Origin of the sequence: Nonomuraea sp. NPDC050663 (assembly GCF_044456985.1) — a bacterium.
GTDB lineage: Bacteria > Actinomycetota > Actinomycetes > Streptosporangiales > Streptosporangiaceae > Nonomuraea.
The window spans coordinates 77301-102295 of sequence record NZ_JBITGL010000007.1; the positions used below are offsets into that span (position 1 = coordinate 77301).

24 protein-coding genes are annotated in these 24995 nt (G+C 70.3%); 8 read left to right on the forward strand and 16 right to left on the reverse strand.

The window, feature by feature from the left end:
* Positions 1-103: 103 nt before the first annotated feature.
* From ACIBH1_RS22990 to ACIBH1_RS23005, 4 genes are read right to left on the reverse strand one after another with little or no spacing between them, the layout of a single operon-like run.
* Positions 104-991 carry an NAD-dependent epimerase/dehydratase family protein gene (locus tag ACIBH1_RS22990; RefSeq protein ID WP_397315909.1) on the reverse strand — a complete coding sequence of 296 codons (888 nt, stop codon included), beginning with the start codon at positions 989-991 and terminating at the stop codon, positions 104-106.
* Positions 988-1857: a carbohydrate ABC transporter permease gene (locus tag ACIBH1_RS22995; protein WP_397315910.1), complete on the reverse strand. Its 870-nt coding sequence runs from the start codon at positions 1855-1857 to the stop codon at positions 988-990. The genes ACIBH1_RS22990 and ACIBH1_RS22995 overlap by 4 nt, the downstream gene beginning before the upstream one ends.
* Positions 1854-2705, reverse strand: a complete 852-nt coding sequence (locus tag ACIBH1_RS23000) for a carbohydrate ABC transporter permease (RefSeq protein WP_397315911.1) — start codon at positions 2703-2705, stop codon at positions 1854-1856. Before ACIBH1_RS23000 ends, ACIBH1_RS22995 begins: the two co-directional genes overlap by 4 nt.
* On the reverse strand, positions 2702-3988 hold the full coding sequence (locus tag ACIBH1_RS23005) for an ABC transporter substrate-binding protein (protein ID WP_397315912.1): 1287 nt from the start codon (positions 3986-3988) through the stop codon (positions 2702-2704). The genes ACIBH1_RS23000 and ACIBH1_RS23005 overlap by 4 nt, the downstream gene beginning before the upstream one ends.
* A gap of 105 nt (positions 3989-4093) precedes the next feature.
* Between ACIBH1_RS23005 and ACIBH1_RS23010 the strand changes: the two genes are divergently transcribed.
* Positions 4094-4864 carry a DeoR/GlpR family DNA-binding transcription regulator gene (locus tag ACIBH1_RS23010; RefSeq protein WP_397315913.1) on the forward strand — a complete coding sequence of 257 codons (771 nt, stop codon included), beginning with the start codon at positions 4094-4096 and terminating at the stop codon, positions 4862-4864.
* Between the two features lie 20 nt (positions 4865-4884).
* Here the strand turns inward: ACIBH1_RS23010 and ACIBH1_RS23015 are convergent, their stop codons facing one another.
* From ACIBH1_RS23015 to ACIBH1_RS23030, 4 genes are all read right to left on the reverse strand, one after another.
* Complete coding sequence (locus ACIBH1_RS23015; RefSeq protein WP_397315914.1) at positions 4885-6090, reverse strand: Dyp-type peroxidase; 1206 nt, start codon at positions 6088-6090, stop codon at positions 4885-4887.
* Complete coding sequence (locus tag ACIBH1_RS23020; RefSeq protein WP_397315915.1) at positions 6080-6595, reverse strand: copper chaperone PCu(A)C; 516 nt, start codon at positions 6593-6595, stop codon at positions 6080-6082. Before ACIBH1_RS23020 ends, ACIBH1_RS23015 begins: the two co-directional genes overlap by 11 nt.
* 55 nt (positions 6596-6650) lie before the next feature.
* Complete coding sequence (locus ACIBH1_RS23025; protein ID WP_397315916.1) at positions 6651-7184, reverse strand: MFS transporter; 534 nt, start codon at positions 7182-7184, stop codon at positions 6651-6653.
* A gap of 93 nt (positions 7185-7277) precedes the next feature.
* The gene (locus ACIBH1_RS23030) at positions 7278-7814 is read right to left on the reverse strand and encodes a hypothetical protein (protein WP_397315917.1); all 537 of its coding nucleotides are present in this window, start codon (positions 7812-7814) and stop codon (positions 7278-7280) included.
* Between the two features lie 117 nt (positions 7815-7931).
* Between ACIBH1_RS23030 and ACIBH1_RS23035 the strand changes: the two genes are divergently transcribed.
* Positions 7932-11009 (forward strand): M14 family zinc carboxypeptidase, encoded by a 3078-nt coding sequence (locus ACIBH1_RS23035; protein WP_397315918.1) that lies wholly within the window; start codon positions 7932-7934, stop codon positions 11007-11009.
* On the opposite strand, the gene ACIBH1_RS23040 is transcribed toward ACIBH1_RS23035, so the two are convergent.
* A complete protein-coding gene (locus ACIBH1_RS23040; protein WP_397315919.1) occupies positions 11010-11711 on the reverse strand; it encodes a DUF2470 domain-containing protein in 702 nt (233 codons plus the stop codon). It lies immediately after the preceding gene.
* A 66-nt stretch (positions 11712-11777) separates the two neighbouring features.
* On the opposite strand from ACIBH1_RS23040, the gene rpsD reads away from it, so the two are divergent.
* The gene (rpsD, locus tag ACIBH1_RS23045) at positions 11778-12392 is read left to right on the forward strand and encodes a 30S ribosomal protein S4 (RefSeq protein WP_397316306.1); all 615 of its coding nucleotides are present in this window, start codon (positions 11778-11780) and stop codon (positions 12390-12392) included.
* Between the two features lies 1 nt (position 12393).
* On the forward strand, positions 12394-13599 hold the full coding sequence (locus tag ACIBH1_RS23050; RefSeq protein ID WP_397315921.1) for a low temperature requirement protein A: 1206 nt from the start codon (positions 12394-12396) through the stop codon (positions 13597-13599).
* Here the strand turns inward: ACIBH1_RS23050 and ACIBH1_RS23055 are convergent.
* Both ACIBH1_RS23055 and ACIBH1_RS23060 read right to left on the reverse strand, forming a co-directional pair.
* Positions 13571-14344, reverse strand: a complete 774-nt coding sequence (locus tag ACIBH1_RS23055) for an ion transporter (protein WP_397315922.1) — start codon at positions 14342-14344, stop codon at positions 13571-13573. The genes ACIBH1_RS23050 and ACIBH1_RS23055 overlap by 29 nt on opposite strands.
* A gap of 9 nt (positions 14345-14353) precedes the next feature.
* The gene (locus tag ACIBH1_RS23060) at positions 14354-14827 is read right to left on the reverse strand and encodes a nitroreductase family deazaflavin-dependent oxidoreductase (protein WP_397315923.1); all 474 of its coding nucleotides are present in this window, start codon (positions 14825-14827) and stop codon (positions 14354-14356) included.
* A gap of 111 nt (positions 14828-14938) precedes the next feature.
* On the opposite strand from ACIBH1_RS23060, the gene ACIBH1_RS23065 reads away from it, so the two are divergent.
* Positions 14939-15256, forward strand: a complete 318-nt coding sequence (locus tag ACIBH1_RS23065) for a DUF4190 domain-containing protein (protein ID WP_181609454.1) — start codon at positions 14939-14941, stop codon at positions 15254-15256.
* On the opposite strand, the gene ACIBH1_RS23070 is transcribed toward ACIBH1_RS23065, so the two are convergent.
* On the reverse strand, positions 15253-15882 hold the full coding sequence (locus tag ACIBH1_RS23070) for a TetR family transcriptional regulator (RefSeq protein WP_397315924.1): 630 nt from the start codon (positions 15880-15882) through the stop codon (positions 15253-15255). The genes ACIBH1_RS23065 and ACIBH1_RS23070 overlap by 4 nt on opposite strands.
* Positions 15883-15936: 54 nt before the next feature.
* On the opposite strand from ACIBH1_RS23070, the gene ACIBH1_RS23075 reads away from it, so the two are divergent.
* Together ACIBH1_RS23075 and ACIBH1_RS23080 are read left to right on the forward strand one after the other, a co-directional pair.
* Positions 15937-16638, forward strand: a complete 702-nt coding sequence (locus ACIBH1_RS23075) for an ABC transporter ATP-binding protein (protein ID WP_397315925.1) — start codon at positions 15937-15939, stop codon at positions 16636-16638.
* The gene (locus tag ACIBH1_RS23080; RefSeq protein WP_397315926.1) at positions 16635-17360 is read left to right on the forward strand and encodes an ABC transporter permease; all 726 of its coding nucleotides are present in this window, start codon (positions 16635-16637) and stop codon (positions 17358-17360) included. The genes ACIBH1_RS23075 and ACIBH1_RS23080 overlap by 4 nt, the downstream gene beginning before the upstream one ends.
* A 346-nt stretch (positions 17361-17706) precedes the next feature.
* Here the strand turns inward: ACIBH1_RS23080 and ACIBH1_RS23085 are convergent, their stop codons facing one another.
* The gene (locus ACIBH1_RS23085; protein WP_397315927.1) at positions 17707-17928 is read right to left on the reverse strand and encodes a hypothetical protein; all 222 of its coding nucleotides are present in this window, start codon (positions 17926-17928) and stop codon (positions 17707-17709) included.
* A 5-nt stretch (positions 17929-17933) separates the two neighbouring features.
* Positions 17934-19286 (reverse strand): S8 family peptidase, encoded by a 1353-nt coding sequence (locus ACIBH1_RS23090; protein WP_397315928.1) that lies wholly within the window; start codon positions 19284-19286, stop codon positions 17934-17936.
* A gap of 517 nt (positions 19287-19803) precedes the next feature.
* On the opposite strand from ACIBH1_RS23090, the gene ACIBH1_RS23095 reads away from it, so the two are divergent.
* Positions 19804-20526: a maleylpyruvate isomerase family mycothiol-dependent enzyme gene (locus ACIBH1_RS23095; protein WP_397315929.1), complete on the forward strand. Its 723-nt coding sequence runs from the start codon at positions 19804-19806 to the stop codon at positions 20524-20526.
* Between the two features lie 374 nt (positions 20527-20900).
* Here ACIBH1_RS23095 and ACIBH1_RS23100 read toward each other — a convergent pair whose 3' ends face one another.
* Together ACIBH1_RS23100 and ACIBH1_RS23105 are read right to left on the reverse strand one after the other, a co-directional pair.
* Positions 20901-22379, reverse strand: coding sequence for an LCP family protein (locus ACIBH1_RS23100; protein WP_397315930.1), 1479 nt, complete (start codon positions 22377-22379; stop codon positions 20901-20903).
* 915 nt (positions 22380-23294) lie between these two features.
* On the reverse strand, positions 23295-24848 hold the full coding sequence (locus tag ACIBH1_RS23105) for a neutral zinc metallopeptidase (protein ID WP_397315931.1): 1554 nt from the start codon (positions 24846-24848) through the stop codon (positions 23295-23297).
* Between the last annotated feature and the right edge of the window lie 147 nt (positions 24849-24995).

The window sequence follows — 24995 nt, forward strand, 5'->3', positions numbered from 1 at the left end:
CGGCGACCGCTCCCTCAGCAGGGCGCCGGTGTAGAGGCGCGGGCCGTACGGTCGGCCGCCGCTCGTAGGTCCAGTAGGTCGGCTGCGGCCCTGGAACCCGAGCTCACCCGGCGGGGAGCACCCTGCCGTCGGTGTCGAGGTAGTCGCGCCAGGAGCGTTTCGGTGTCCAGCCCAGGAGCCGGTGCGCCTTGGAGCAGTCGATGCCCGAGCTGTCGGTGCGGGTGAGCGGGCGCAGCTCGACGGCCTCGCCGTAGTGGGCGCGCAGCACGGCCGCGAAGTCGTGGCCGCCCGCGTTGTCGGGCGAGGCGATGTAGAACACCTCGTGGCCGGGCAGGCGCGATTCGCAGGCGAGCACGATGGCGGCGGCCAGGTCGTGGACGTCGATGTAGCTCCACAGGCCGGCGCCGATCACCGAGTGGTCGCGCACCTGCGGCCCGAGGTTGCGCTCGTAGTTGCCCTCGTGCTGCACCCAGCTGGGCCGAAGCGAGATGCAGCGGATGTCGCTGCGGCGTACGGCGGCGTCCATCAGCTGCTCGCCGAAGTGCTTCGACAGCGCGTAGGGGTCCTGCGGGTAGGCGGGGTGGTCCTCGTCGACCGGGGCGTAGACGGGCAGGCAGGGCCGCTCGGGGAAGAAGAAGCCGGGCACCGTCTCGCTGGAGATGTTGACGAACCGGGCGACGTCCTGACGCACCGCCCCTTCGAGCACGTTGAAGGTCGCCATGAGGTTGTTGCCGAACACCACGTGCGGGGGGTTGGCGAGCGGGTCGGGGATGGCGGCGGCGTGCACGACGGCGTCGGCGTCCCTGACGACGAAGGCGGCGGATGCGGCGTCGGTGAGGTCGGCCTGCAGGTAGCGGGCCTCCTCGGGCAGCTCGCGTTCGTGGACGGCGGGCCCGAGGTCGGTGGCGGTGACCTCGTGACCGGCCTGCTGCAGGGCTTGTACGGCGGCGCGGCCGACCTTGCCGCGCGCCCCGGTGACGGTGACCTTCATCCCTTCGTGGCTCCCAGGGTCAGTCCAGCCACGAACTGCTTGTGCAGCAGCTGGAAGATGATCAGCGTGGGCAGTGCGACCAGGATAGAACCGGCGGCGAGCAGGTTGTAGTCGGTGAAGAACTGGCCGCGCAGGTTGTTCAGCGCGCTGGTCACCGGCAGCTTGTCGCCCGACGACATCAGCACCAGGGCCCACAGGAAGTCGTTGTACATCCACGTGAACTGCAGTGTCGACAGGGCCGCGATCACCGGACGGCACAGCGGCAGCGTCAGCTGCCAGTAGCGCCGCCACACCGACGCGCCGTCGACCAGGGCGGCCTCGTTGATCTCCTCGGGGATGGTGGCCATGAAGTTGGCCATGACGAAGGTGCAGAAGCCGAACTGGAAGCCGACGTGGATGAGGATCAGGCCGAGGTAGGAGTCGTAGAGGGAATGCGACGACGACATCCATTCGGGCAGCTCGATCCAGGTGTACATGGTGTAGAGCGGCGTGATGAGCACCTGGGGCGGCAGCAGGTTGCCTGCGGTGAAGACGATCAGCAGGGTCTTGCGCCCGGGGATGCGCAGCCGGGCGATCGTGAAGGCGGCGAACGACGCGAGCAGGAGCGTGAGGATCACGCCGGGGATGACGATGATCAGCGTGTTTAGGTAGTACTTCGGCAGCTCGGCCTGCGTCCACGCCTGCGTGTAGTAGTCGAGCGTCAGGGACTCGGGCAGCGAGAAGTAGCCCAGGCGGGCGGTCTCGTCGTAGGGGCGCAGCGAGGCGTAGACGGCCAGCAGCAGCGGCGCCGACCAGCCGAGCGCGGCCAGCGACAGGAAGGTGTAGAGCAGCCATCGCAGCGGGTGTTTCCTCTTCTGCCGAGTCACCGCGACTCCCTGAAGAGCTGGGTCAGATAGGTCACGATGAAGCCGAGGGAGATCACCAGGAGCACGGTGGCGATGGCCGAGCCGAAGCCGATGCGGCTGGCCTCGCCGACGATGTTCTCGGTCACCAGCACCGACAGCAGTTCCAGGCCGTTGCGGCCCTTGTTGATGGCGTAGACGATGTCGAAGGCGCGCAGGGCCTCGATCACGGTGATGACCAGGACGATCACGTTGATCGGGCGCAGCGTCGGGAAGACGACGCGGAAAAAGGCCTGCGCCTCGTTGGCGCCGTCGATCGCGGCGGCCTCCTTCAGCGACGGGTCGACCGCCTTCAGCCCCGCCAGGTAGATGATCATCACGTAGCCGATGTGCCGCCAGGCCGCGGCGACCATGACGACCCAGATGTTGAGCGAGGGGTCGCCGAGCCAGTCCGTCGTCAGGCCGGTGACGGCGTTGAGCACGCCGTAGTCGGAGGAGTAGACGAGCTGGGCGATGAAGCCGACCACCGCGAGCGACAGCACGACGGGCGTGTAGAGGGCGCTCTGGTAGACGCGCGAGAAGCGCAGCCTGCGATCCAGGAGCACGGCGAACAGCAGGCCGAGCGGGGTGGCGATCAGGCCGAGGAAGGCCAGCCAGAGCAGGTTGTTGGTGACCGCCGACCAGAACGGCGGGTACTCGGCGGCCAGGTCGTGGTAGTTCTCCGCGCCCACGACGTTGATCGCCGAGATGCCGTCCCAGTCGGTGGCCGACAGCCCCACGGAGGCCAGGGTGGGCCCCCAGATGAGGAGCAGGTCGGCCGCGATCGCCAGCCCGAGACCGACGAAGATCAATAACTTGTCTTTGGCGGTCATGACGTGAAGATGTTGACCTTCTGCTTCTCGATGTCCTTCAGCAGGCCGTCGATGTCGTTGGGCTTGCCGACGAAACGTTGCAGCGAGGGGATCATCACGGTGGAGGCGAAGTCGGGCCGGGTGTCGCGGTCGAGGAACTGGGCGATGTGCTTGGCCTGCGAGACCAGCTCCGCGCCGCGCTTCTGCAGGTCGCTGTAGCCGCTGGTGTCGGCCTTCGAGCTGGCCGCCAGCGTGCCGGGGTCGAGCTTGGTGGCGATGTTCTGCGAGGAGGCCTGGCCCAGGTGCTTGAGCAGCTGCTTGGCGCCCTCCACGTTCTTGGCCTTGGACGAGATCATGTAGCCGTCGATCGGCGCGTCGATGGAGTCGGTGCCGAACTGCGGGTTGACCTCGGGGAAGGTGAAGAAGTCGATGTCGCCCCTGTCGGCCTCGGGGAACTGCTGCGCCACGAACATGCCCAGCAGGTACATGCCGGTCTTCTTCTGCGCCAGCGACTGCCCGGCCTCCTGCCAGGTACGGCCCAGCGCGGCCGGCTGGTGGTACTCCATGAGCCCGCGCCAGGTGTCGAAGACCTGCCTGACCTTGGGGTCGGTCCACGCCTCCTTGCCGGCCATGAGGTTGATGTGGAAGTCGTAGCCGTTGATGCGCATGTTGAGGATGTCGAAGGTGCCCATCGCGGGCCAGCCGTCCTTGTCGGCGAAGGCGATGGGGACCAGGCCGTCGGCCTTCATCTTCTTGGCCAGCGCGACGAGCTCGTCGAGCGTCGCGGGCGGGGTGTAGCCCTTCTCCTGCCAGAGCGACTTGCGGTAGAAGACGGCCCACGGGTAGTAGGTGAACGGCACGAAGTACTGCTTGCCGTCCGCGCCCGTCGAGGCGGCCTTGAAGGCGTCGGTGTAGTCGCCGCCGATCTCCGTCCAGACATCGGATATGTCGGTGGCCAGACCCTGGGCGGCGAAGAACTGCATGCGATACCCGGCGAACCAGGTGAACACGTCGTCGGGGGTGCCGCGCAGGTAGCGGTTGATGTTCTCTTGGAACGTGTTGTGATCGACCGTGTTGATTTTGACGTCGTGCGAGGTGAACGCCTTGGTCACCTCGTCGAGCGACTTCTTGGGAATCTCGTCCGAGGCGTTGGAGCCGATCGTCACCACACCGCGTCCGGCCGCTGCGGTGCTGGTGGGAGCGGTGGTGCGGGTGGCGGGGTTGGAACAGCCGGCGAGGATGGCGGGGACTCCGAAAGCGGCGGCGCCCAACAGCAGATCGCGGCGCGTCACATGTGGGGACATGAGGTTTCCTCGATGCGTTTCGCCCAGGTTTCATCACACTCAAATGCGGCAAAGGTCGGAAGTCAACGCCTATTCACACCCATGGTGTTGATTTATGGTGATGTCGTGCTGGCACCGCAACGGCAGGCCGCGATCCTCAAACTGATCAGGACCCGCCGTGCCGTACGCGTCGCAGACCTCGTCAGGGAGTTCGGCGTCTCCGACATGACCGTCCGGCGCGACCTGGAGAGCCTCGCCGAGCGCGGCCTCATCGCCAAGGTGCACGGCGGCGCGACCGTCCTCGGCCTCGACGGCGCCGTCGAACCCGGCTTCGCCGCCAAGTCGGTTCGCGAGCGCGCCGAGAAGGAGGCGATCGCCGCGCGCGCCGCCGCCCTGGTCGAGCCGGGCACCGCCATCGCCCTGTCGGCGGGGACGACCACCGCCGTGCTCGCCCGGCACCTGGCCGACGTGGCGGGACTGACCGTGGTGACCAACTCGCTGCCCGTCGCCGAGGTGCTCCACCGCGACGGGCGCTCCGACCAGACCGTCATCCTCACCGGCGGCGTGCGCACGCCCTCCGACGCCCTGGTCGGGCCCGTCGCCGTCGCCGCCCTCGGCACCCTCCACGTCGACCTGCTCTTCCTCGGCGTGCACGGGATGGCAGAACGCACCGGGTTCACCACGCCCAACCTGCTGGAGGCCGACACCGACCGGGCGCTGGTGCGCTGCGCCCGGCGGCTGGTCGTGGTCGCCGACCACACGAAGTGGCAGACGGTCGGGATCTCGACGATCGCCGAGCTGGAGGAGGCCGACGTGCTCATCACCGACACCGGGCTGACGGCCCGCGCCTGCGAGGTGCTCGGCTCCCGGGTGGGGGAGCTGGTCGTCGTCGGCTGAGCCGTCGCCCCCGATCGTGCTCAGGTCAGCAGCCGCTCACCGATCCACCCCTCCTCCCCGCAGCCGGGCGGCAGGTAGAAGACGGCCGAACCGACCGGCGTGGTCCACTCGTTGAGCAGGTCCACCTCAGAAAGCCGCCGCTGCACCGCCGTGAACTGCGTCTCCACGTCCGCCTGGTAGGCGGCGAACAGCAGCCCGATGTCGTCGGGCCCGTCGTCGTAGTTGTAGGCGCGGCGCAACATCCGCTGCCCCGGATCGGCGACGTGGGCGCGCCGGATGTGCGCCTCGTCGGCGATCACCGGGAAGCCGAGCTCGGTGAGCCTGCCGTAGTCGGGCTCGTCGTGCTCGTCCGTGCCGGTCAGCGGGGCCCCGGTGTCGAGGCGGCGGCCGACGGTGAACTCCTTGGCCGCCGAGTCGGCCGCGTCCCACCGGTCCAGGTGCATGCGGATCCGCCGCAGGACCAGCATCGTGCCGCCCTTCAGCGGCCCGTCGCCGATCCACACCGCCCGGTCGAAGTCCGGATCGCCCGGCCGCGGGTTGACGGTGCCGTCGAGCTGGCCCATCAGGTTGCGGTGCGTCAGGCCGGGACGCTGGGTGGCCTGGCGGAAGCCCTTCTGCACCCAGGCGAGCTTCGCGAACGACCGCGTGTCCTTGACGATCATGCGCTGGGCGTGGGCCAGCGTCACCGGGTCGTCGCAGCACAGCTGCACCAGCAGGTCCCCGCCGCTCCAGCGCTCCTGGAGCCGGTCGACCGTGAACCGGGGGAGCGGGCGGAGCGGCGGCAGGGCGGCGGCCTTCATCGCCCCCGGGCCCAGGCCGAAGGTGACTGTGAGGTTGCCGGGAAGCTCGGCCAGGCCTGGCTCGGTGTCGGCGAGCGCCGGGCGACCCTGGGTGAGGCGCCTGGCGTCGTCGGACAGCAGCCTGAGCAGGCGGGCCAGGCCTTCGCGGGTGGTGGAGGGCAGGAGGGTGAAGGCCAGGAAGGCGGCGTGGGCCTGCGGCGGGGTGGCGACCCCCGCCTGGTGGTCGCCGTGGAAGGGCACCACCCGGCTGGGGAGGGCGACCTCGGTGGGGAGGGCGACCTCGGTGGCCGGGGTCTCGGCGCGGCCCGTGAGCGTGGCGGCGGCGACCGCCCCGCCCACCGCGGCCCCGCCCGCCGCCGCGGCGCCCCCGACCAGCAACCGCCGCCTGCTGACGGCCCCGTCCCGGTCGCGGGGCTCAGCCGCCATGGCCGGGCTGGTAGGTCTCGTTGGCCCCGGCGAAGTCCTTGCCCACGGCGGTGAACTCCATCGTCGCGCCGCCCGCGAGCGCCAGGCTGAACCTCACCTCCGCGCCGGGCAGCACGGGCTCCTTCAGCCCCATGAGCATGATGTGGTTCCCGCCCGGCTTCAGCTCCAGCGTGCCGTTGGCCGGGACGACGAAGCCGCCCTGCTTGGCCCGCATGACGCTCTTGCCGCCGTCCTCGACGGTCTCGTGCAGCTCGACCATGGGCGAGACGGGCGTGGAGGCGGACAACACGGTGATGTCCTGTCCCGAGGTGTTGGTGAGCGTGCCGAACGCGGCGCTCATCCCCTTCGCGGCCGTCTTGACCCACGGGTCGGCGATGGTCAGCACCGGCCCGGTCGGGCGCGGAGAACCGGAGGCGGCAGGCGCGGCGGCAGGGGTCGTGGTGGTGCCGCAGGCGGCCAGGGACAACGCGGCGGCGGCCGCGATCAGAGCATGACGAAACTGCATGACGAATCTCCTGAAATGGGCATGGCGAACGAACGCCGGATGACGTGGACCGGTTTCAGGAGAAGCAGGGAGGAGCGCGACCGCTGACCGCGTGTCGCAGCAGCGCGGAACGCGGCGGAAGCGGCTCCGCGTGGGGCGCCGCGTGGAAGGGCACCTCGATCGGCGCGGGAAACACCAGGCTCAGCCGTACGGCCAGCCTGCGCAGCAGGGCCCACAACGCGGCCTCGCCCCTGGCCAGCCACAGCGCCGTCAGCGCGACGGCCCAGCCGTGCATGACCAGCATGCCCAGCCCGGGCACCAGCCCGGAATGCCCGTGCGCGCCCACCGCCGCCGCGTCGTGGGAGAGCGAGAACAGCAGGTGGACGACCGCCTGCTGGGCCGCCAGCGCGGCCATGGTGAACCCGGTCCCGCGCTCCCGCCCGGCGGCCGGGACGGACGTCGCCAGGCTCAGCGCCACGGCGGCCAGGAGGGTGACCGGGGCGACCGTGCCACCGGCGAAGCTGTGGGCCAGCACTCCCAGCACCGTGCTCACCGCGGCGAACGCGAAGGCGCGCGCCAGGCGGAACGGGAGGGAGGGGCGGTCGGCCATCACGCAGCATCCTCCCACGCCGGGAGCGCCCTCACGAATCCGCCCCGGCGGCCGCCCTGCCCGCCGCCCTGCCCGCCGCCTCGGCCGGCGGGATCACTTGTCGGGGCGTCCCTTGGGCCGGTCGGGGTCGTGACCCGGTGGCGTCTTGCCCGAGCCTGAGGTCCGCGTCTCCTCCGGCTCGGGGCCGACCGGGCCGGCGGTGGTGGGGTCGGGGTCCGGCGCGCTGGTGGGCTCGGCCGGGCCGCCGGTGTCCTTGACGGCCGACGGGCGCACGAGCGAGGGCGACGGCCCGGGGGTGGGCCGCTTCGACGCCGGCGGGGTCGCGCTGGGTGAGGCCGGTCTCCGGAGGGGAGCGGTGCTCGCGGTGACCGTACGGCTGGGCCGTACGGTCGGGTCGTCGCCGCCCGGAACCGCGTCGGTGGACACCTCGGGCACCAGGGGATTGCCGTCTCCCTCCGGCCCGCCCACGATCTCGAGCGTCGACGGCCGCAGCGCCCCGGCGACCAGTACGCTCACGCAGGCCAGGACGAGCACCGAGAGCAGCACCACGACGGGGGTCAGCCCGGACCGGCGACGGCCCCGGTGGCGGGCGGAAGGCGCCGGTTCGGCGGGAAGGAGGGACTCGCTCACGTCGAACAGATCGTAGTGACTCCAACCGGCCCATAAGACTCTCGTGACCACTGAGGCACCGCGACCGATACGACATCGTGATTGACTGCCGTGGAAGCCGGGCCGAGTAATGTCTTTATGAGGCGCTTATCTCTCGTCGCATCCTTATCCCTGTTATGCGGCCTGCTCGTGGCCGTGCCCGCGACGGCCGAGCCCCCGCCGGCCGCCACGGGACCCAAGGTCTACGTCGCCGATCTCACCCCCGACCAGCTCGGCGTGCTCCAGCAGGAGGCTGTCGACCGCGAGGACTTCACCACCACCCAGGCCGAGGGCGGCAAGGTCCGCCTGACGATCGTCCTCAACCCCGTCATCGCAGGAAAACTCCGCGCCCAGGGCATCGACCTGCAGGAGAAGGCGGCTCCGCAGGCGCGGGCCAGGGCCGCCGCGGCCACGGTCTTCCGCCCCTACAGCGGCCCCGGCAACATCCGTGAGGAGATCCTCAAGGCGGCCAAGGACTACCCGCTGATCGCCAAGGCGGTCGACATCGGCACCACCGTCCAGGGCAAGCCGATCACCGCGCTGCGCGTCACCCTCGGCGCCAGGGTCCTGCCCGACCGGGTCAAGCCGGCCGTGGTCTACCAGGCCACCCAGCACGCGCGCGAGTGGATCACCCCGGAGATGGTCCGCCGCCTGATGCACCACTACCTGACCGGTTACGGCAAGAACCGCGAGCTGACGACCATCGTCAACACCGTGGACCTGTGGTTCCTGCCGGTGGTCAACGTCGACGGCTACGACTACACCTTCACCTCCGAGGACACCCGCCTGTGGCGCAAGAACCTGCGCGACAACGACGGCGACGGCGTCGTGGAGACCGGTGAGGGCGTCGACCTGAACCGCAACTTCCCGCACAAGTGGGGCTACGACAACGAGGGCTCCTCGCCCGTCCCGGCGAGCGAGACCTACCGGGGTACGGCTCCCGCGAGCGAGCCGGAGACCCAGGCGCAGCTGAAGTTCATGGAGCGCGTCAAGCCCAAGTTCGTGATCAACTGGCACTCGGCAGCCGAGCTGCTGCTGCACGGCACCGGCTGGCAGTTCTTCACCCCGACCCCCGACGACCTGATCCACGACGCGATCCTGGGTGACGCGGCCAAGCCCGCCGTGCCCGGCTACGTGCCCGAGATCGGCGCGCAGCTCTACACCACCAACGGCGAGACCGACTCCCACTTCGACAACGTCTTCAAGGCGCTGACGCACACGCCGGAGATGGCCACCTGCGCGACGGTCTCCAACCGCTACCCGGACGACCCGTGGATCGCCGACGACTGCGCGAGCGGCTTCAACTTCCCCGACGACGAGAAGCTGATCGCCGAAGAGGTGACCAACAACATCCCGTACGCGGTCGCGGTCGCCAAGTCCGCCTACACGCCCGACCGGCCGGTCTCGGTCGTCGGCCGGACCGTGCCCGACATCGACCCCGACGAGTTCACCACCGCCTACAGCGGCGACCAGCAGGTCGCGGCGCTGATGCGCAGGAGCCTGCCGGTCAAGCTGCTCCACTACAAGATCAACAATGGGCGCACCAGGTCTGTGCCGGTGAGCGAGTGGAAGGGCGGCGAGCGCTACGGCGACGAGTTCGACCACTACTTCGCGGAGTACCGCGGCACGATCAAGGGCCAGAAGCCGGGCGACAAGGTCCAGGTCTGGTTCACCGCCGCCACCGCCAAGAGCCCCAGCTTCACCTACACCGTGCGCGACAAGGCCGGGGCGCAGATCCTGGTGATCGCCGACGAGGACTACAAGGGCGTCAACCCGACCTACCCGACCAGCGTCACCAGTCCCAAGTACGCCCAGCTCTACGTCGACGCCCTGCAGAGCGCCGGCTACCGGGCCAGGGTGTGGGACATCGACGCCGACGGCGTGCCGCACCACCTGGGCGCCCTGGCCCACTTCAAGGGCGTGATCTGGTACCTGGGCGACAACCGGCTCACCCAGGACGCGGCCGACGAGACGATCACCGTGTTCGGCGCGCCACGCCAGAACGCGCAGGTCGCCGACCGGGCGCTCCACCTGACGCTGTCCGTGCGCGACTATCTCAACGAGGGCGGCAAGCTGCTGCACGCGGGTGAGACGTCGGCCTACTTCGGCTCCGTCATGACGACCGGCATCTACTACGGCCTCAAGGGCTTCCCCGACCGGCCGTGCGTGGTGACGATCAGCACCCGCGACGACTGCGAGACCCTGTCGAACGACTTCATGCAGTACTGGCTGGGCGTCTCCGGGCGCACCGCCACGAACCTGCCCACCGGCGTCGACGGCACCGGGCCGCCGCTGACGGGCACCGGAGCGACGTTCGCCACGGGCGGCGACAACCCGCTCAACGAGGCCGGCAACTTCACCGTCACCAGCTCGCTGCTCAACGAGCGCGACTTCCCGCTGTTCAAGAGCGAGCCGCTGGCGATCTTCCGCGGCCTGACCGGGCCGTTCGCGCCGGTCGAGGGCCAGTGGTACGCCGCCGCGCGGCACGTCAACTACACCTACAGCCGCCTGGTGCGCACGATCGACCTGACCTCGGTCACGGCCGCGCAGATCCCCCGACTGCAGGCGCAGTTCTCCTACAACCTGGAGGCCAACTTCGACCACCTGCTGGTGGAGGCCCGTACGGCAGGCGGCTCCGACTGGGTGACGCTGCCCGACGTCAACGGCAACACCACGACGCAGATCCCCGAGGAGTGCGAGGCCGGCTACTACATCGCCGCCCACCCGCAACTGCTCAACTACCTCAACCCGGGCACGCCGTGCACGGCCAAGAGCTGGAACGTCTTCACCGGCAACTCCGCGGGATGGAAGCCGGTCGCCTTCGACCTGTCCGCCTACGCGGGCAAGACGGTGGAGATCTCCATCAGCTACGTGGCCGACCCCGGCACCGGATTCCAGGGCGCCTTCGTGGACGACACCAAGGTGACGACCAGCGCGGGCACCGTCGACGCCGAGGGCTTCGAGACGGGCCTGGGCCCGTGGACGATCCCCGGCCCGCCGCCCGGAAGCGCCAACGTCGGCTCGGACTTCGCCCGTGCCACCTCGCTCGGCGCCCCCGCCGTCTCCGCCGCTGACTCGGTGGTGCTCGGCTTCGGCATCGAGCAACTGTCGACACCCGCCGAACGGAACGACTTCATGAAGCGCATCGTCGACCACCTGCTGGCCGACCCCGCCTAGCTAGCAGGCGCAGAGCAACCCGCGCAGGGCGGTCTCGAGGCATCGGCCGCTCTGCGCGGGCCTGTCCCAGGCCACGCGGACCAGCGTGGCGTCCACGCGCACCGTGGCGCCGTGCCGGTCCAGCTCCCACAACCACACCTGCCCGGCGGGGCGACCCAGCAGGCGGGCCATGCCCAGCGACAGCTGCGTGCGGTGCGAGCCGTTGATGTGCGCGATCACGCGCTCGGCGGTCTCGGCCAGCGGGTCGGGAGTGGCGTCCAAGTACTCGTCGGCGTCGAGGATGCCGGAGTCGTCGCCGGTCAGGTAGACCACCTGGCCCACGTCCAGGCGCAGCAACCGGGGCGCGTCCGGCGCGCCGTACCGCTCGATCGCCTCGAACAACCCCTCGTCGGCGCACTGCGCCGCCACGGCCACCGCGGCGTCCCGCACCTCGTTCTCGGGCACGGCCTGCACCCAGCCCTGCACCTCCAGCGTGCCGCGCGGGTGGGCGGTCTCGCCCAGCATCCTCGTGGCGCACAGGGTGAGGGCCACCACGCAGTCCTCGGGCATGCGGTGCAACGTCTCGCCAGGCCGGACGATGAAGACGGGACGTCCGCGGTCGTCGACCGCGCCGGACACCGGGTACGGCACGTCGTCGACGGTCACCTTGGTGGCGCTGGCGGTGTGAGCCAGGGTGCGAATGCGCTCGGCGAGGGGCGGCATGACATCCTCTTCGAATATAGGTTAGGCTTACCTCAGTAAGGTCTACCTAACCATATTGAGGTGAACGTGCGCTACACCGGTCCCAAGGTGCGACTGTCCCGCCGTGCGGGCGTCCCCCTGACGCGGAAGGCTGTCCGCTACTTCGAGCAGCGCCCCTACCCGCCGGGTGAGCACGGCCGCAAGACCAACCGCCGCAGCACCGGCGACTACGGCATGCGGCTGATGGAGAAGCAGAAGCTGCGCTGGTACTACGACGTCTCCGAGCGCCAACTGCGCCGCTACTGGGACCTGGCCGTGCGCCGCGAGGGCTCCTCGGGCGCCGAGCTGGTCAGCATCCTGGAGAGCCGCCTGGCCTCCCTGGTGCTGCGCGCCGGACTGGCCCCGTCGATCTACGCCGCGCGGCAGTACGTCAATCACGGCCACATCCAGGTCGACGGCAGGAAGGTCGACATCCCCAGCTACCTGGTCAAGCCCGGCCAGATCATCAGCGTGCGCCCCAAGTCGCGCACGATGCAGCCGTTCGTGGCCGCCGCCGAGGGCATCTACGCCGACGACCGCATCGCCGCCTACCTCAGCGTCGACCACGCCAACCTGACCTTCACGCTCTACAGCAAGCCGATGCGCGAGCAGATCGTGGTACCCGTCGACGAGCAGATGGTGGTCGAGTTCTACTCTCGATGACGTGAGTCAAGCGGGGGAACGGCACGCGAGCTGGCTGGAGCTCTTCTTCGACCTGGTCGTGGTGGTGGCGGTCGCGCAGCTGGCGCACCGCCTGCACCACCCGGGCTGGGCCGAGGCGGGCATGTTCCTCATCCTGTTCTACGCGGTGTGGAGCGTGTGGGTCTCCTACACGCTGTACGCCAACGTCCTCGGCGACAAGGCCAGGACCCGCAGCCTGCTGATCGGCATGTTCCTCATCGCCGTCATGGCGGCCGCCATCCCCGAGGTCGGGCACGACGAGGCGCGCGACTACTGGTTCATCAGCTGCTACATCGCCTGCCGCTACCTGGCGGCGGGCGACTTCCAGCGGTCGGGCACCTTCGTCGCCGCCTGGCCCTCCGCCCAGCTCGGCCTGGGCATGGCGCCCTGGATCGCCTCCTTCTGGTTCGACCCGCCCGACCGCTACTGGCTGTGGGCGCTGGGCGCGGCGTTCGACATCTACTTCAGCGTCCAGCGGGCCCGCCGCCCCCAGGAGACGCGGGCCGCGCTCGACCGCCGCATGGACGAGATCCGCCGGCGGGAGCTGAAGGCCCTGCAACGCGGCAGGCGCAACGTGCGCCACGTCGAACCGACCAGGCTCGCCGACCTCGACGCCGCCCACCTGGGGGAGCGGCTCGGCCTGTTCGTCATCATCGTGCTGGGCGAGGCGGTGATGCAGGTGGTCATCGCCGCCTCCGACGTCGACTGGTCCACGCCGCTGATGCTCCTGGCGCTGAGCGGGTTCGGGCTCGTGGTGTGCCTGTGGTGGCTGACACTGCAATACGGCCTCAGCGCGGTCCCCGACGCCAGCGAGCGCGGGCTCGAGCCGTACGTCGCCCTACCCGCGCACTTCGTGATGACCGGCGCGATCGCCGCCCTCGCGGCCGGGCTCGGACTGCTCCCCGAACACCCCAGCAACCCCCTGGAGACAGGCGTGCGCTGGGCCCTGTGCGGCGCCCTGGCGGTCTACTTCCTCGCCTCCGCCGTCGTCGGCCTGTTCAACGGCGCCGACCGGCGCTGGATCTGGCTCTGGGCGCTGCCGACCGCCATGCTGCCGCTGCTGGTGGGCCTGCTCGGCGGGCCGCTGCCCGCCTGGGCCACCGTCGCCTGCCTGCTGGTCGCCGCGCTGTGGCGGGTGGCCTACCGGCCCTCAGGGGGCGCTAGCGGCCCGTCTCCTGCAGCTGCCTGAGCTCCTGGCGCAACTCGGCCAACTCGGCCAGGATGCGGTCCGTCGCGGCCTCGGTGCTCTCCTCGAACTCGGCCAGCTCCGAGCGGGTCTCCGCCTCGTGCGCGCTGACCACCACCGCCATGAAGAGGTTGAGGATCACGAAGCTGCACAGCAGGATGAAGACGACGAAGAAGATCCACGCCGACGGGTGGACGCTCATCACCTCGCGGGCGATGTCGGGCCAGGCCTCGCCCGTCATGGTCTGGAACAGGGTGAACAGGCTCGTCTGGAGCGAGCCGAAGTAGTCGGGGGCCGTCGTGCCGTACAGCTTGGTCGCCATCACCGCGGCGATGTAGAGCACCAGGGCCAGCAGCAGCACGATCGAGCTCATCCCGGGCATCGCGCGCAGCAGGGCGGCCACCACGCGGCGCAGGCTCGGCACCACCGACAGCAGCCGCAGCGCGCGCAGGATGCGCAGCGAGCGCAGCACCGACAGGCCGCCCGTCGTGGGGAGCAGGGCGATCGCGATGATCACGCTGTCGAAGACGTTCCAGGGGTCCTTGAGGAAGTCGCGCCGGTAGACGAGGACCTTGGCGAGGAGTTCGGCGACGAAGATGTAGAGCGCCACGTGGTCGATCACGTGTAAGGCGGTGCCGTACTCCTTCAGGATGTCGGGGAAGGTCTCCAGGCCCAGCGTGGCGGCGTTGATCAGGATCACCGCGATGATGAAACGTTGGAAACCCTTGCTCTCCAGGAGATCTCGCACCCGATGATCTTAGGGGGGAGTTTGTGGGGACAGGCGAAACACCCGTAGATCGCGGCCGGATCTGGCGGTGTAGTGATCGAAGACCGGCCACAGCCGGAGGAGCCGGGGCCAGGCCTCAGCACGGGCGTCGCCGGTGAGCAGGGTGGCGGTGACCGGGATGTCCTTGCCCCGGAAATGCACGAGCGCCTGCGGATGGGCCAGCAGGTTGCCGCTCCAGGCGGGATGCGACTCGCGGCCGAAGTTGCTGCCGACCACCAGGAAGGCGCCGTCGGCCTCGGGCAGGCAGGCGAGCGGGGTGCTGCGCGGCTGCCCGCTCTTGCGCCCGGTTGTCGTCAGGAGCATCGTGGGAATCATCAGGTCACTGGTCAGGCCCTTTCCGCGGGTCAGCCAGTGCACGGCCCTGTCCATACGGGGGATGATCTTGGGGCCGACCCGGGGGAACCAGTCGGTCATGGTCATCCGCTGGAGGAGGCGCTTCAGCACGCTGGGAGCGTAGCAAGCGCTTGGTTAAAAGTCACCATCAGGTCAATGCAAGCGATCTGCAAGTGGGGTCGTGATATAAACCCAGCGTCACATTAAGGAAGGTAAACCCCGATGTCATACCCGCCTCCGCAGTACGGCAGTGGCCCGCAGTACGGCGGTCCGCTCACGCACCCCCAGGGCACGACGATTCTCGTGCTCGGCATCCTGAGCCTCGTGGTCTGCGGTCTTCTCGGGCCGTTCGCGTGGAACATGGGCAACAAGGCACTGCGTGAGATCGACTCCAGCGGTCAGATCTACGAGAACCGCGGCATGGTCCAGGCCGGCAAGATCTGCGGCATGATCGCCACCATTCTCTGGGGCGTCATGATCGTGTTCTACGTGATCTTCTTTGTCATCTTCGGCGCGATGATGGCCACCAGCGGCTACTAGACGCCAAAGTCACCGAGGCCGCCTTCGAGCAGATCGAAGGCGGCCTTTGCCTGTTCGCGCAGCCACGGCCTGACCTCCTCCCAGCTGTGCCCCGACATCAGCCGCAGCCACATGAAGCGCGTCAGCAGGAGGGCGGTCTCCAGGATCTGGCCCGCCACCAGGCGCGGGCGCAGGTCGTCCTCCCCGGCGCCGGTCTGCGCGGCCAGGACCCGCGCCAGCCGGTCGGCCCTGCGCAGCTCGATCTCGCGCAGCCGTGACTGCAGCGACGGGCTGCGCGCCATGATGCGGCCGAACTCCGCCGCGCCGTCGTTCATGCCGTAACGCCAGTCGCGCGTCTCGATCGCCGCCAGGAAGTCGCGGCGGAACGCGGCCACCACGCTCTCGCCCTCCGCACGCGACAGCGCCACCCTCGCCGGCACGTCCTCCACCTCCTCCTGGCGGTCCAGGAACAGGTCCTCCTTCGTGCCGAAGTAGTTGAAGACCGTGTTCACCGACACGTCGGCGGCCTTGGCGATCTCGGCGATCGTCACCTCCTCGAAGCCGCGCGCCATGAACAGCCCGGTCGCCACATCCGAGATGCGCTCCCTGGTCTCCCGCTTCTTGCGCTCGCGCAGTCCCTCTTCCATGTGGACAGGATACAACTTTGCAGTCACTCTAATTTTGTGGTTACTCTAACTTTTATGATTCACGCTCAAGAGCTGACCATGACCTTCAAGGGCGGGGTCGAAGCGGTGCGCGGCATCTCCCTCGACGTCGCCGCCGGCGAGATCGTCGGATTCCTCGGCCCCAACGGCGCCGGCAAGTCCACCACCATGCGCATGCTCGCCACCCTGCTCCGCCCCACCTCCGGCACCGCCACCGTGGCCGGCCACGACCTGCTCTCCGACCCCTCCGGCGTACGGCGCGGCATCGGCTACGTCGGCCAGGGCACCTCCGTCGCCCCCTTCACCCCCATCGGCGAGGAACTCGTGCTCCAGGCCCAGCTCGCCGCCCGCCTCGGCCACGAGGAGGCACGCGAGCGCGTCCGCGAGCTGATGGTGCTGCTCGACCTCGAAGGCCTCGAACACCGCATCGGAGCCTCCCTCTCCGGCGGCCAGCAGCGCCGCGTCGACCTCGCCTTCGGGCTGCTGCACCAGCCCTCGCTGCTGATCCTCGACGAGCCCTCCACCGGCCTCGACCCGGCCAGCCGCGCCGCCCTGTGGGAGCACGTCAAGGGCCTGGGCATCACCGTGCTGCTGTCCACCCACTACCTGGAAGAAGCCGACGCGCTGTGCGACCGGCTCTACCTCATCGACAACGGCGTCGTCACCGCCACCGGCACACCCGCCGAACTCAAGGCCGGCCGCACCCTCGACGAGTTCTACCTGGAGGCCACCCGATGATCCGCGACACCGGCGTCCTGCTGCGCCACTACCTGCGCCAGGTGTTCAAGCAGAAATACGGCCTCGTCATCACCGCCGCCCAGCCGCTGTTCTTCCTCGTGCTGTTCGGGCCGCTGTTCACCCGCATCGGCTCATGGGAGGTGCTCGTGCCGGGCCTCATCATCCAGCTCGGCCTCATGAGCGCGGGCATGGCGGGATTCGGCATCGTCGTCGACAAACGCTTCGGCGTGCTCGACCGGCTGCGCGCCACCCGCACCAGCCGGCTGGCACTCCTGCTGGGCCGCGTCCTCAGCAACGCGGCGGTGCTGCTCGTCCAGGCGGCGGCGCTGATCGCGGTCGGATACGCGCTCGGGCTGCGGGCACCCGTGCTGGGGGTGCTGCTAGGGCTCGTGATGGTGCTCGTGCTGGGCATCAGCCTGGCGGCGTTGTCCTACGCGGCGGCGCTGTCGGTGCCGGAGAGCCTGTTCCCCTCGCTGGCCTCAACGGTGGTGGTGCCGTTGATGTTGTTGTCGGGGGCGTTCCTGCCCATGTCGATGGCGCCGGACTGGTTGTACGCGTTGTCGCGGGCCAATCCGTTCACGTACTCGGTGGATGCGATGCGGGAGTTGTTCGCCGGGCACTTCCTGACGTCCACGGTGGCGGTCGGCGTGGGGGTGACGGCGGCGTTCACCGTGGCCAGCCTCTTCGTGGGGACCCGCATCTTCGGTCGCGCCAACGCTTAGAGGAGTGGACGGGTCGCGGGGTGGTGGGCTTGCGGGGCGGCCGGACCGAGCCCTCGGCCGCCCCGAGCCGAGTGCAAGGGCCCGCGTCTCCGCCCTCCGGCCCGCGTCTCCGCCCTCCGGCCCGCGTCTCCGCCCTCCGGCTTGCGCCCTCCGGCCTGCGCCCCGCCTGCGACCCCCGTGCCTTCGGCCCGCTGCCGCCCCCAGTGCGCCCCGCCCCGTCCCGCCCCAGGCCGCCCCGCTGTGCCGTGGGTCGGGGCGCAGCTCGCCCCTTGGCGGCATGGAGGCGTCGCTCCCCGCTTGGCGCCTGGCAGCCCCGCCCCTCGCCGCGCCTCCGCCCCGGGCGCCCCTAATCCCGCTTCGGCGGGCCGTACGGCTCGATGCGGGGGTCGGAGAAGTCCCCCTCCTGCCAGACCCGCTCCGTCACCCGCAAGCCGTACAGCCCCCGCTCCGGATCGATCGCCACCAGGCCGTAGTCGAGGTCGACCTCGTCGCGGTCGAGGCCGAGACGCTCGATCGCGTGCTCCAGCGTGGCGGCCGCACGCGCCAGCCGTACCGTGACCAGGACCATGGTGCCTACGCTACGCGCTTGGCCCGCCGCCGCAACGCCGCCACGATGCCCGCGGTGTCGAGCACGCCGTAGCCGTAGTCGAAGTCGTAGCCGATCTCGCTGCGGTCGTCGGCCGTACGGCGCAGCAGGGCGCGTAGCTGCGCGGGTGTGAGCTTGGCCGACGGCCAGCGGGTGCGGATGGCGGCGACGAGACCGGCGGCCACCGGGCACGCTGCGGATGTGCCCGAATCGGCCTCGTTCTCGCCGAACGCCTTCGACCCCAGGAAGTGCGTGTATGCGCACAGATCGGGCTTGCGGGCGGTGAGCCGTCCGGGGCCCTGGGAGGAGTAGCCCACCCGCTCGCCGCTGGTGTCGACGCCGCCGATCGACAACGCGCGCGCGTGCGAGTTGGCGCCGACGATCGGCCGGTCGGGGTAGGCGCAGCGGCCGTCCTTGCACTCGCGCCCGCAGTTGCCCGCCGCGAACAGCACGTCGGCGCCGGCCCTGTCCAGGCTGGAGACGATCAGGTTGAACGGGTGCGCGGCGTTGTCGGAGTAGTTGCCCGGATGGCCGACGGGGAAGTCCCATCGCGGGCTGAAGGACCCCCACGAGTTGCTGATCACCAGTGACCTGGTCTCCGGCGGCTGGTTCTCCAGCACGGTCCGCAGGTGCGCGAAGGCCGCGACCGCGTCGCTCAGCAGCCCGTCGAGTGCCGAACCGCCGGGCCGCCTCGACAGCAGCACCGGGATGTCGATCAGCGTGGACTTCGGCGCGGCGATGAGCGTGTCGAACGCGCACATCGTGCCGTGGTCCACCTCGAACTCGCCCGGCCTGCCGTCGACGGTGCTCGGGTTCCAGCTGCGCTCGGCGTCGAGCGTCACCGCCCGGCCCAGGTGGCGGGCGACGTGCGCGGCGTTGATGCCGGTGTCCAGTACGGCCAGGCACACGCCCGAGCCGTCGAGGCCTTCGGCGGCCAGCGATGCCACGTTCAGCAGCCGCTCCACGTCGCGCCAGTCGCCGACCGGCGCGTCGCCGCCGCAGGTGAGGCTCGACTCGATGACCGGGTCGGCGAACACCCCGACCACGTCGGCGCGCATCGTGGGCAGGAGCGCGACCCGCGTGGCCAGTTCGTCGTCGGAAATCGTGCCGCGCACCAGGACCGTGGCGTCCTCGGCGGCCAGCGAGAAGTCGAGCGGCTGGTTCAGGCTCAGAGGATCGCCCCCGGCCGCGGCAGGAACAGGACGGGGCAGGGCGATGGGGGTGAAACCCTCGTCGAGCTCCACCCCGGGCATGCCGCCGGCGACATCGGCCGTCGACGGGCTCGGCCCAGGCTCCGCGACGGCCGCGACCAGGTCGGGAGATGGGCGTAGTTGGATCATGACGCGCATGGGGCACCGCCGGATGTTTGGAGGGATCGAACTTTCCAACATTGATTCATTCGGGGGGACGCGTCTACCGACTCGGCAGTCTTGTGACCTGCTGATATGCGGCAAAGAAGGGCGAATGAGACGGCGGATGTTTTCGGTCCGCTGGGATTGGCGCTCCGGGTGGAGGATTTCGGGCTTGGGGCGGGCCGATTTGAGGGCGGGGCGTGGGGGCCCGGGATCGGGGACCGGGGATCGCGGGATCGGAGGTTCGCGGGATCGGGGTCGCGGGACCGGGTATCGCGGGATCGGAGGCTCGTGGGGTCGGAGGTTCGTGGGGTCGCGGGATCGGAGGATCGTCACCCATTAGCCGACTGTCACTCAGTCAGCGAACGGATACACCTAGACGAGGCGCGAGGTCGCGCTCCCACGTCGTGGTCGCGTGCCATCGGCCTTGCGAGCCCTGGCGCGGTGGGGCGGCCGCACAGACGCAGGCCGGGAACTTGTCGGTGCCACCTGTTTACATGTCCCCATGGATGCCCCCCGCCTGCTCGCATGCCTGCAGTCCGACTACGCCGCCCTGCGCACCGCCCTCGCCGCCGCCCCACCGACCGCCCCCGTGCCCACCTGCCCCGAGTGGACAGCAGCCGACCTCAGCGACCACGTCGCCCACGTCTACCTCCACAAGGTGGAAGCCCTCCTGTCCGGCGGCCCGCCCCACCCCTGGCCGCCGAGCGACCCGGTCGACCTGGAGGAGAGCTACGTCGCCCTCTTGACCGAGCTGACCTCCCGCTCCCCGGGCGAGAAGGCGTGGAGCTGGTATCCACCGGAGCAGAACGTCGCCTTCTGGATCCGCCGCATGGCACACGAGACGGTCATCCATCGCATCGACGCCGAGCTCGCCGCCGGCCAACCGGTCTCGCCGGTCCCCGACGATCTGGCTCTGGATGGGATCGACGAACTGCTGACCGCCTTCCTCGCCTTCAGCGCGACCGAATGGCCCGAGGAGATGAACGAGGTCCCCGTCGTCCCCGGCGAGGGTGTCCTGCGGGCTGGCTCCCAGGCGTGGACGATCACCTTGCCTGGTGCCCTCGTGCAGCCCGGCACCTCGCCCTCGGCCCGCGCCACGGTCACAGGGTCCCCGGAAGGGGTGCTGCGCTGGGCGTGGGGCAGGGGCGGCGATGGCGTCGCCGTGTCAGGCGACGCCGCTTGGGTCGATGGGCTTCGCAGGTGCCTGGCGGTCGCTACGCAGTAGCCAGCGCTCGGCCCACCGGCCTTTACGCGTCCCTGGCTCTGCGGGTCCCTGCCTCTACCCGTCCCTGCCTCTACGTGCGCCTCGGCCACCACGCGAGCGCCGGTCTGGACGCACGCTTCGGCGGGACGTGCACTTTCGGCGGGACGCGCGCTTCGGCCGCTACGGGGGCTTCGGCTTGGATGTGCGCGTCGGCGCGACGTGCACCTCGGCCGCTACGCGAGCTCCGGCCTTGACGTGCGCTTCGGAGCGCTGGGCGAGCTCCGGCCGCTAGGCGAGCTTCGGCCTGGACGTGCGCTTGGCCTCTACGGTTCTTCGGCTTATGCAGGGAGTACTGCTGGCAGGCGCGTGATGTCCTGCCAGCAGCCTCCCCTACCTCAGAGTCCGCAGACCTCATCCAGCGACTTGGCGGCCTTGTTGTCGTTCGGCGTGGGCGTCGGCGAGGTCGTCGCTCCGGGCGCGGCCGTCACCTGGCCGGACGCGGAGATCGTCGGTGAGTCGGACGCCGTGCCCGAGGCGGCGCTCGAAGGGGAGGCGCTCGGGGCGGAGGCGAGCTTCTGGCGCACCGGCCTGACCGACGCCTGCAGGGCCTTGCTGACGGCGACGCGGATCTTGGGCCAGTCCGCCGAGCCCGGCCAGAACTCCGGCGGCACGAACTGCAGGCTGGTGATCCGGGCGCCCTTGACCTTCAGGGCCAGTTCGGCGACCGCGGGGACGAGTTCCTCGGGGATGTTGGTCTCGGCGAGCTTCTTGGTGGCGTTGGCGATCTTGGTGAAGTTCGCGAGGATCTTGTCGGGAGTGGCCTGCTTGGCGAAGGCGCCGATGACGCAGCGCTGGCGTCCCATGCGGGAGAAGTCGTCGGACCCGACGCGCGACCTGCCGTACCAGAGGGCCTGCTCGCCCGACAGCTTGCGCGTTCCGGCCTTGATGGTGCCCGCGGTGCCGAACGTGCCGCCCCACTTCACGTCGTGGTCGACGCGGATGCGCAGCCCGCCGATGGCGTCGACCAGGTCGACGAAGCCGTACATGTTGATCAGGGCGTAGTAGTCGATCTTGAGGCCGAGGGTGTGGCCGATGGCGTCCATGAGGGCGCGCGGGCCCTTGTGGGGGCCGCCCATGATCTCGGGGTGGTCGTTGCCGTACTGCCACACCTCGTTGAGCAGACCGCCGTTGGGCAGGTCGGCCATGTAGCCGTTGGGGAAGTGCTTGGCCAGGGGGGAGGAAGCGGGGAAGCGTACGTGCTGCAGGTTGCGCGGGAGACTGAACATCACCGTGTTGCCGGTCTTGATGTTGATGCTCGCCACGGTCATGCTGTCGGTCCGCACGCCGACGCGGTTGCCCGCGCCGTCGCCGCCGACGAGCAGGAAGTTGACGCGGTCGCGGCCGTTCCAGGGATCCTTCACCGGGTCGGCCACGGGGGCGATGTCCGGGTCGCTGCCCGCCTTCTTGAAGACGGTCTGCACCAGGTCCTTGGTGGTGACGGCGGCATTGGCGACGTAGGCGAAGGGTGCCATGACCGACACGCACAGCACGCCGACGAGGACGCCGGAGACGATCTGGCCTCGGCTGTCGAGCTTGTTGGGGTTGAGCGACATGTAGGAGGTCAGGACGAGGCCGAACCAGCCGAGGGCGAACGCTCCGGCGATCACCGAGATGGTGGTGAGGGCGGCGCCGCTGGCCAGGCCCGTGAGGTCGCTGAGGTCGCGGGTCAGGCCGTAGACGAGACCGCTGAGGAGGAGGACGAGGAAGGCGCCGAGAAGGGCGAAGCCGGTACGGCGGTGGCCGGCGCGCAGGTGCGCCATGCCCGGAACGAGGACGGAGAGGGCCGTCCAGCCGAGGATCGAGCCCAGGGTCACGGGGGCGGCGAAGCCGGGCTTCGTGGAGGGGGAGGAGGGGGGCCGGGGCGTGCCGCCGCGTGATGACCGGGATGAGGCGCCTCGGGAGCGACGGCCTGGGCCTGAGCCTGGACCGGGGCTCGACGCGGAACCGGGGCCGGAGCCTAGGCCAGAGCCGGGGTTGGATGAGCTGCGGGGGTCGTCGTCGTGCCCGCCGCTGCCGGGGGAGGCGGGGTGCTGTGCCGAGCCGTGGGCGGCGCCTGGTGGGGTTGCGGAGGAGGTGGGTGTGGCTCCCCCCGGCGCGGTGCCCGCTGTGCCGTGGCCGTGGCCGTGGGCGCCGGAGCCGTCGCCGTGACCGGAAGAGTTGGGGCCACCGGGGACGGGGCCGCCTGGGAGGGCGCGGCCCGGGGCGCCCGACGGGCTCTGGGTAGCGCCGGGCGTCGGGCCTGCCGTACCGGGAGCATGGGCCGGGGCCCCGTGTGGGGTGGCAGGGCCCCCGTGTGGGGTGGCAGGTACGCCGGGCGGGGCGGCGGAGGTGCCGGACTGAGGGGCGGATGGGCCCGGCGGGTTGGCCGGGGTGCCGTGCGTCGGGGTGCCCTGCGACGGGTTGCCGTGGGGCGGGGTGCCCTGCGACAGGGGGCCATGCGACGGGTTGCCGTGCGTCGGGGGGCCGCTGTGGGGGGTTGCGGGGCCGTGTGCGTCCGCTGAGCCCGGGGTGCCAGGGTGGTCGCCGGGGCCGGGCGAGGGCGGTGTGACCTCGCGAGACGGCCGTCCGCCGCCTTCGCGGCGCGGCCTCCCGGTGCGTCCCCCGTGGCGCTTGCTCACACCGGCTCCTTCACCCGTCGTTCTACCAGGTCAAATGCTGGAGAGGATTTTAGCCCCTATATACGGACAACCGAGACAAGTGGCTAATTTGAGATGAACCCCGAGTGACGCTCAGGAGGTCGAGGAGGAGCTCGCCGACCACGTGTTGCACTGGCCCGGCGTGTTCCGTTCCCAGCCCTGCCGGAACCACCGGTTGTTGTTGGCGGGTGAGCCGTGATCGCGTGGCCAGCCCGGATAGTCGCCCACGATCCCGTAGAAGCGGAACAGCTCGGCCCGCCGCCCCGAGGGCACCGGGTAGCTGGTCGCGACCGAGCGCATCCACATCCCGCCGAAACAGGTCGCCTGCAGCTCCAGCCGCCTGCTCATCGCGAGCTGGCTGTTGCGGTTGGAGGTCTCCTGGTGGCGACCCCAGTAGGTGTTGAGGATGCCGGTCAGGTTCTGCACGTGGTGACCGTACTCGTGGGCCATCATGCTGATGATCCCGCCGTGCCAGGAGATGATCTCGCCGTAGCCGCGCGCGTTGCCGTTGCCGTTGGCCATCGCGCCGGTGGAGGCGTAGATCGTGTTGTTGCGCGGGCAGTAGTACGGCACCATGCTGCCCGCCGACGGGTAGTCGCCGCACGCGCCGCGGCCACGACCTGACGCGATCGCGTAGCCGGGCGGGCTCCACTGGATGCCCGCCTTGTTCAGCACCGGCCCCCACGCCCGGTCCATGCACTCGCCGGTCTTCAGGATCAGCCTCTTCAGCTGCGCGTGGTTGTAGATGCTGGTGTTCCCGCCCGAGCAGCTGAGCCGCGGCAGCGCCGTACCCCGGTAGACGCTGTTGGTCTTCAGGCTGGTGTCCACGCGCACCTGGGTCGGCTGCTCGACCGTCTGCTCGGTCTCGTCCGTCTCGTCGCCGCGCTGCGTGGGCTCCACCGTCGGCTGCCGGGTGGGCTGCTGCGTCGGCCGCCGGGTCGGGCGCACCGGGTCGACGGTCTTCGTGCGCTTGGGCTGCGGCTGGTACGACGGGATGGCGACCGGGGTGGTGGTCTGGGTCTTGGTGTCGTTGCCGAGCATCGCGGCGCCGACCACCAGCAGGATCGCCACCGCGGCGAGGCCGCCGAGCATGATCCCGAGCACGGTGAGGCCCGCGCTGCCGGACTTGCGCTGCTGCGGGCGCGGGGGAGGCCACTGCCCGCCGTACGGCCGCGGCGGCACCGGCGGTGGCGGCGGCGCCCAGCCCGGCCCGGCGCCGCCCTGCGGGGGCTGGTTCTGGTACGGCATGCCGCCGGGGTAGGGGGCCTGCTGCCCCGGCGGGGGTGGCGGGGGAGGAGGAGGCTGCTGGCCCGGGTAGGGGTTCTGGCCCTGCCCTGGGTAGGGCGGCTGGCCCGGGTACGGCGGCTGGCCGGGGTGCGGCGGTTGGCCGCCCTGGCCGGGGTACGGCTGGCCAGGGTGCTGGGGTTGCCCGCCCTGCCCCGGGTACGGCTGGTCGCCCTGTCCCGGGTACGGCTGACCGCCTTGCCCTGGGTACGGCTGGCCGGGCTGCTGGTACGGCGGCTGCTGGGCCGGAGGTTGCTGCCCCTGGCGCTGCGGGTAGCCGGGTGGTGGCCACGGGCGCGACGGAGGCCGCTGCGGCTGGTGAGGTCCTTGATCGTGCGGAGGGTACTGCCCGTTGCCTGTCACGCTGCCCCCACCTGTGACGGGATGTCCGACTTTTATCGACCTTTGCCGAATATGGGGCAGAAGCATACTGATTTATCACCCGTCACGGATGTAGCAGTATGCGGTTACACTCCGAAATCAGACGAGGTGATCTCCGCTATGTCCCGG

Bases quoted from the DNA above. Each gene is read 5' to 3' on its own strand.
- ACIBH1_RS23025 (WP_397315916.1), bottom strand. From the start codon at position 7,184: ATGGCCGACCGCCCCTCCCTCCCGTTCCGCCTGGCGCGCGCCTTCGCG.
- ACIBH1_RS23005 (WP_397315912.1), bottom strand. From the start codon at position 3,988: ATGTCCCCACATGTGACGCGCCGCGATCTGCTGTTGGGCGCCGCCGCT.
- ACIBH1_RS23080 (WP_397315926.1), top strand. From the start codon at position 16,635: ATGATCCGCGACACCGGCGTCCTGCTGCGCCACTACCTGCGCCAGGTG.
- ACIBH1_RS23015 (WP_397315914.1), bottom strand. From the start codon at position 6,090: ATGGCGGCTGAGCCCCGCGACCGGGACGGGGCCGTCAGCAGGCGGCGG.
- ACIBH1_RS23090 (WP_397315928.1), bottom strand. From the start codon at position 19,286: ATGATCCAACTACGCCCATCTCCCGACCTGGTCGCGGCCGTCGCGGAG.
- ACIBH1_RS22990 (WP_397315909.1), bottom strand. From the start codon at position 991: ATGAAGGTCACCGTCACCGGGGCGCGCGGCAAGGTCGGCCGCGCCGCC.
- ACIBH1_RS23085 (WP_397315927.1), bottom strand. From the start codon at position 17,928: ATGGTCCTGGTCACGGTACGGCTGGCGCGTGCGGCCGCCACGCTGGAG.
- ACIBH1_RS23065 (WP_181609454.1), top strand. From the start codon at position 14,939: ATGTCATACCCGCCTCCGCAGTACGGCAGTGGCCCGCAGTACGGCGGT.
- ACIBH1_RS23040 (WP_397315919.1), bottom strand. From the start codon at position 11,711: ATGCCGCCCCTCGCCGAGCGCATTCGCACCCTGGCTCACACCGCCAGC.
- ACIBH1_RS23095 (WP_397315929.1), top strand. From the start codon at position 19,804: ATGGATGCCCCCCGCCTGCTCGCATGCCTGCAGTCCGACTACGCCGCC.
- ACIBH1_RS23070 (WP_397315924.1), bottom strand. From the start codon at position 15,882: ATGGAAGAGGGACTGCGCGAGCGCAAGAAGCGGGAGACCAGGGAGCGC.
- ACIBH1_RS23020 (WP_397315915.1), bottom strand. From the start codon at position 6,595: ATGCAGTTTCGTCATGCTCTGATCGCGGCCGCCGCCGCGTTGTCCCTG.
- ACIBH1_RS23035 (WP_397315918.1), top strand. From the start codon at position 7,932: ATGAGGCGCTTATCTCTCGTCGCATCCTTATCCCTGTTATGCGGCCTG.
- ACIBH1_RS23075 (WP_397315925.1), top strand. From the start codon at position 15,937: ATGATTCACGCTCAAGAGCTGACCATGACCTTCAAGGGCGGGGTCGAA.
- ACIBH1_RS23000 (WP_397315911.1), bottom strand. From the start codon at position 2,705: ATGACCGCCAAAGACAAGTTATTGATCTTCGTCGGTCTCGGGCTGGCG.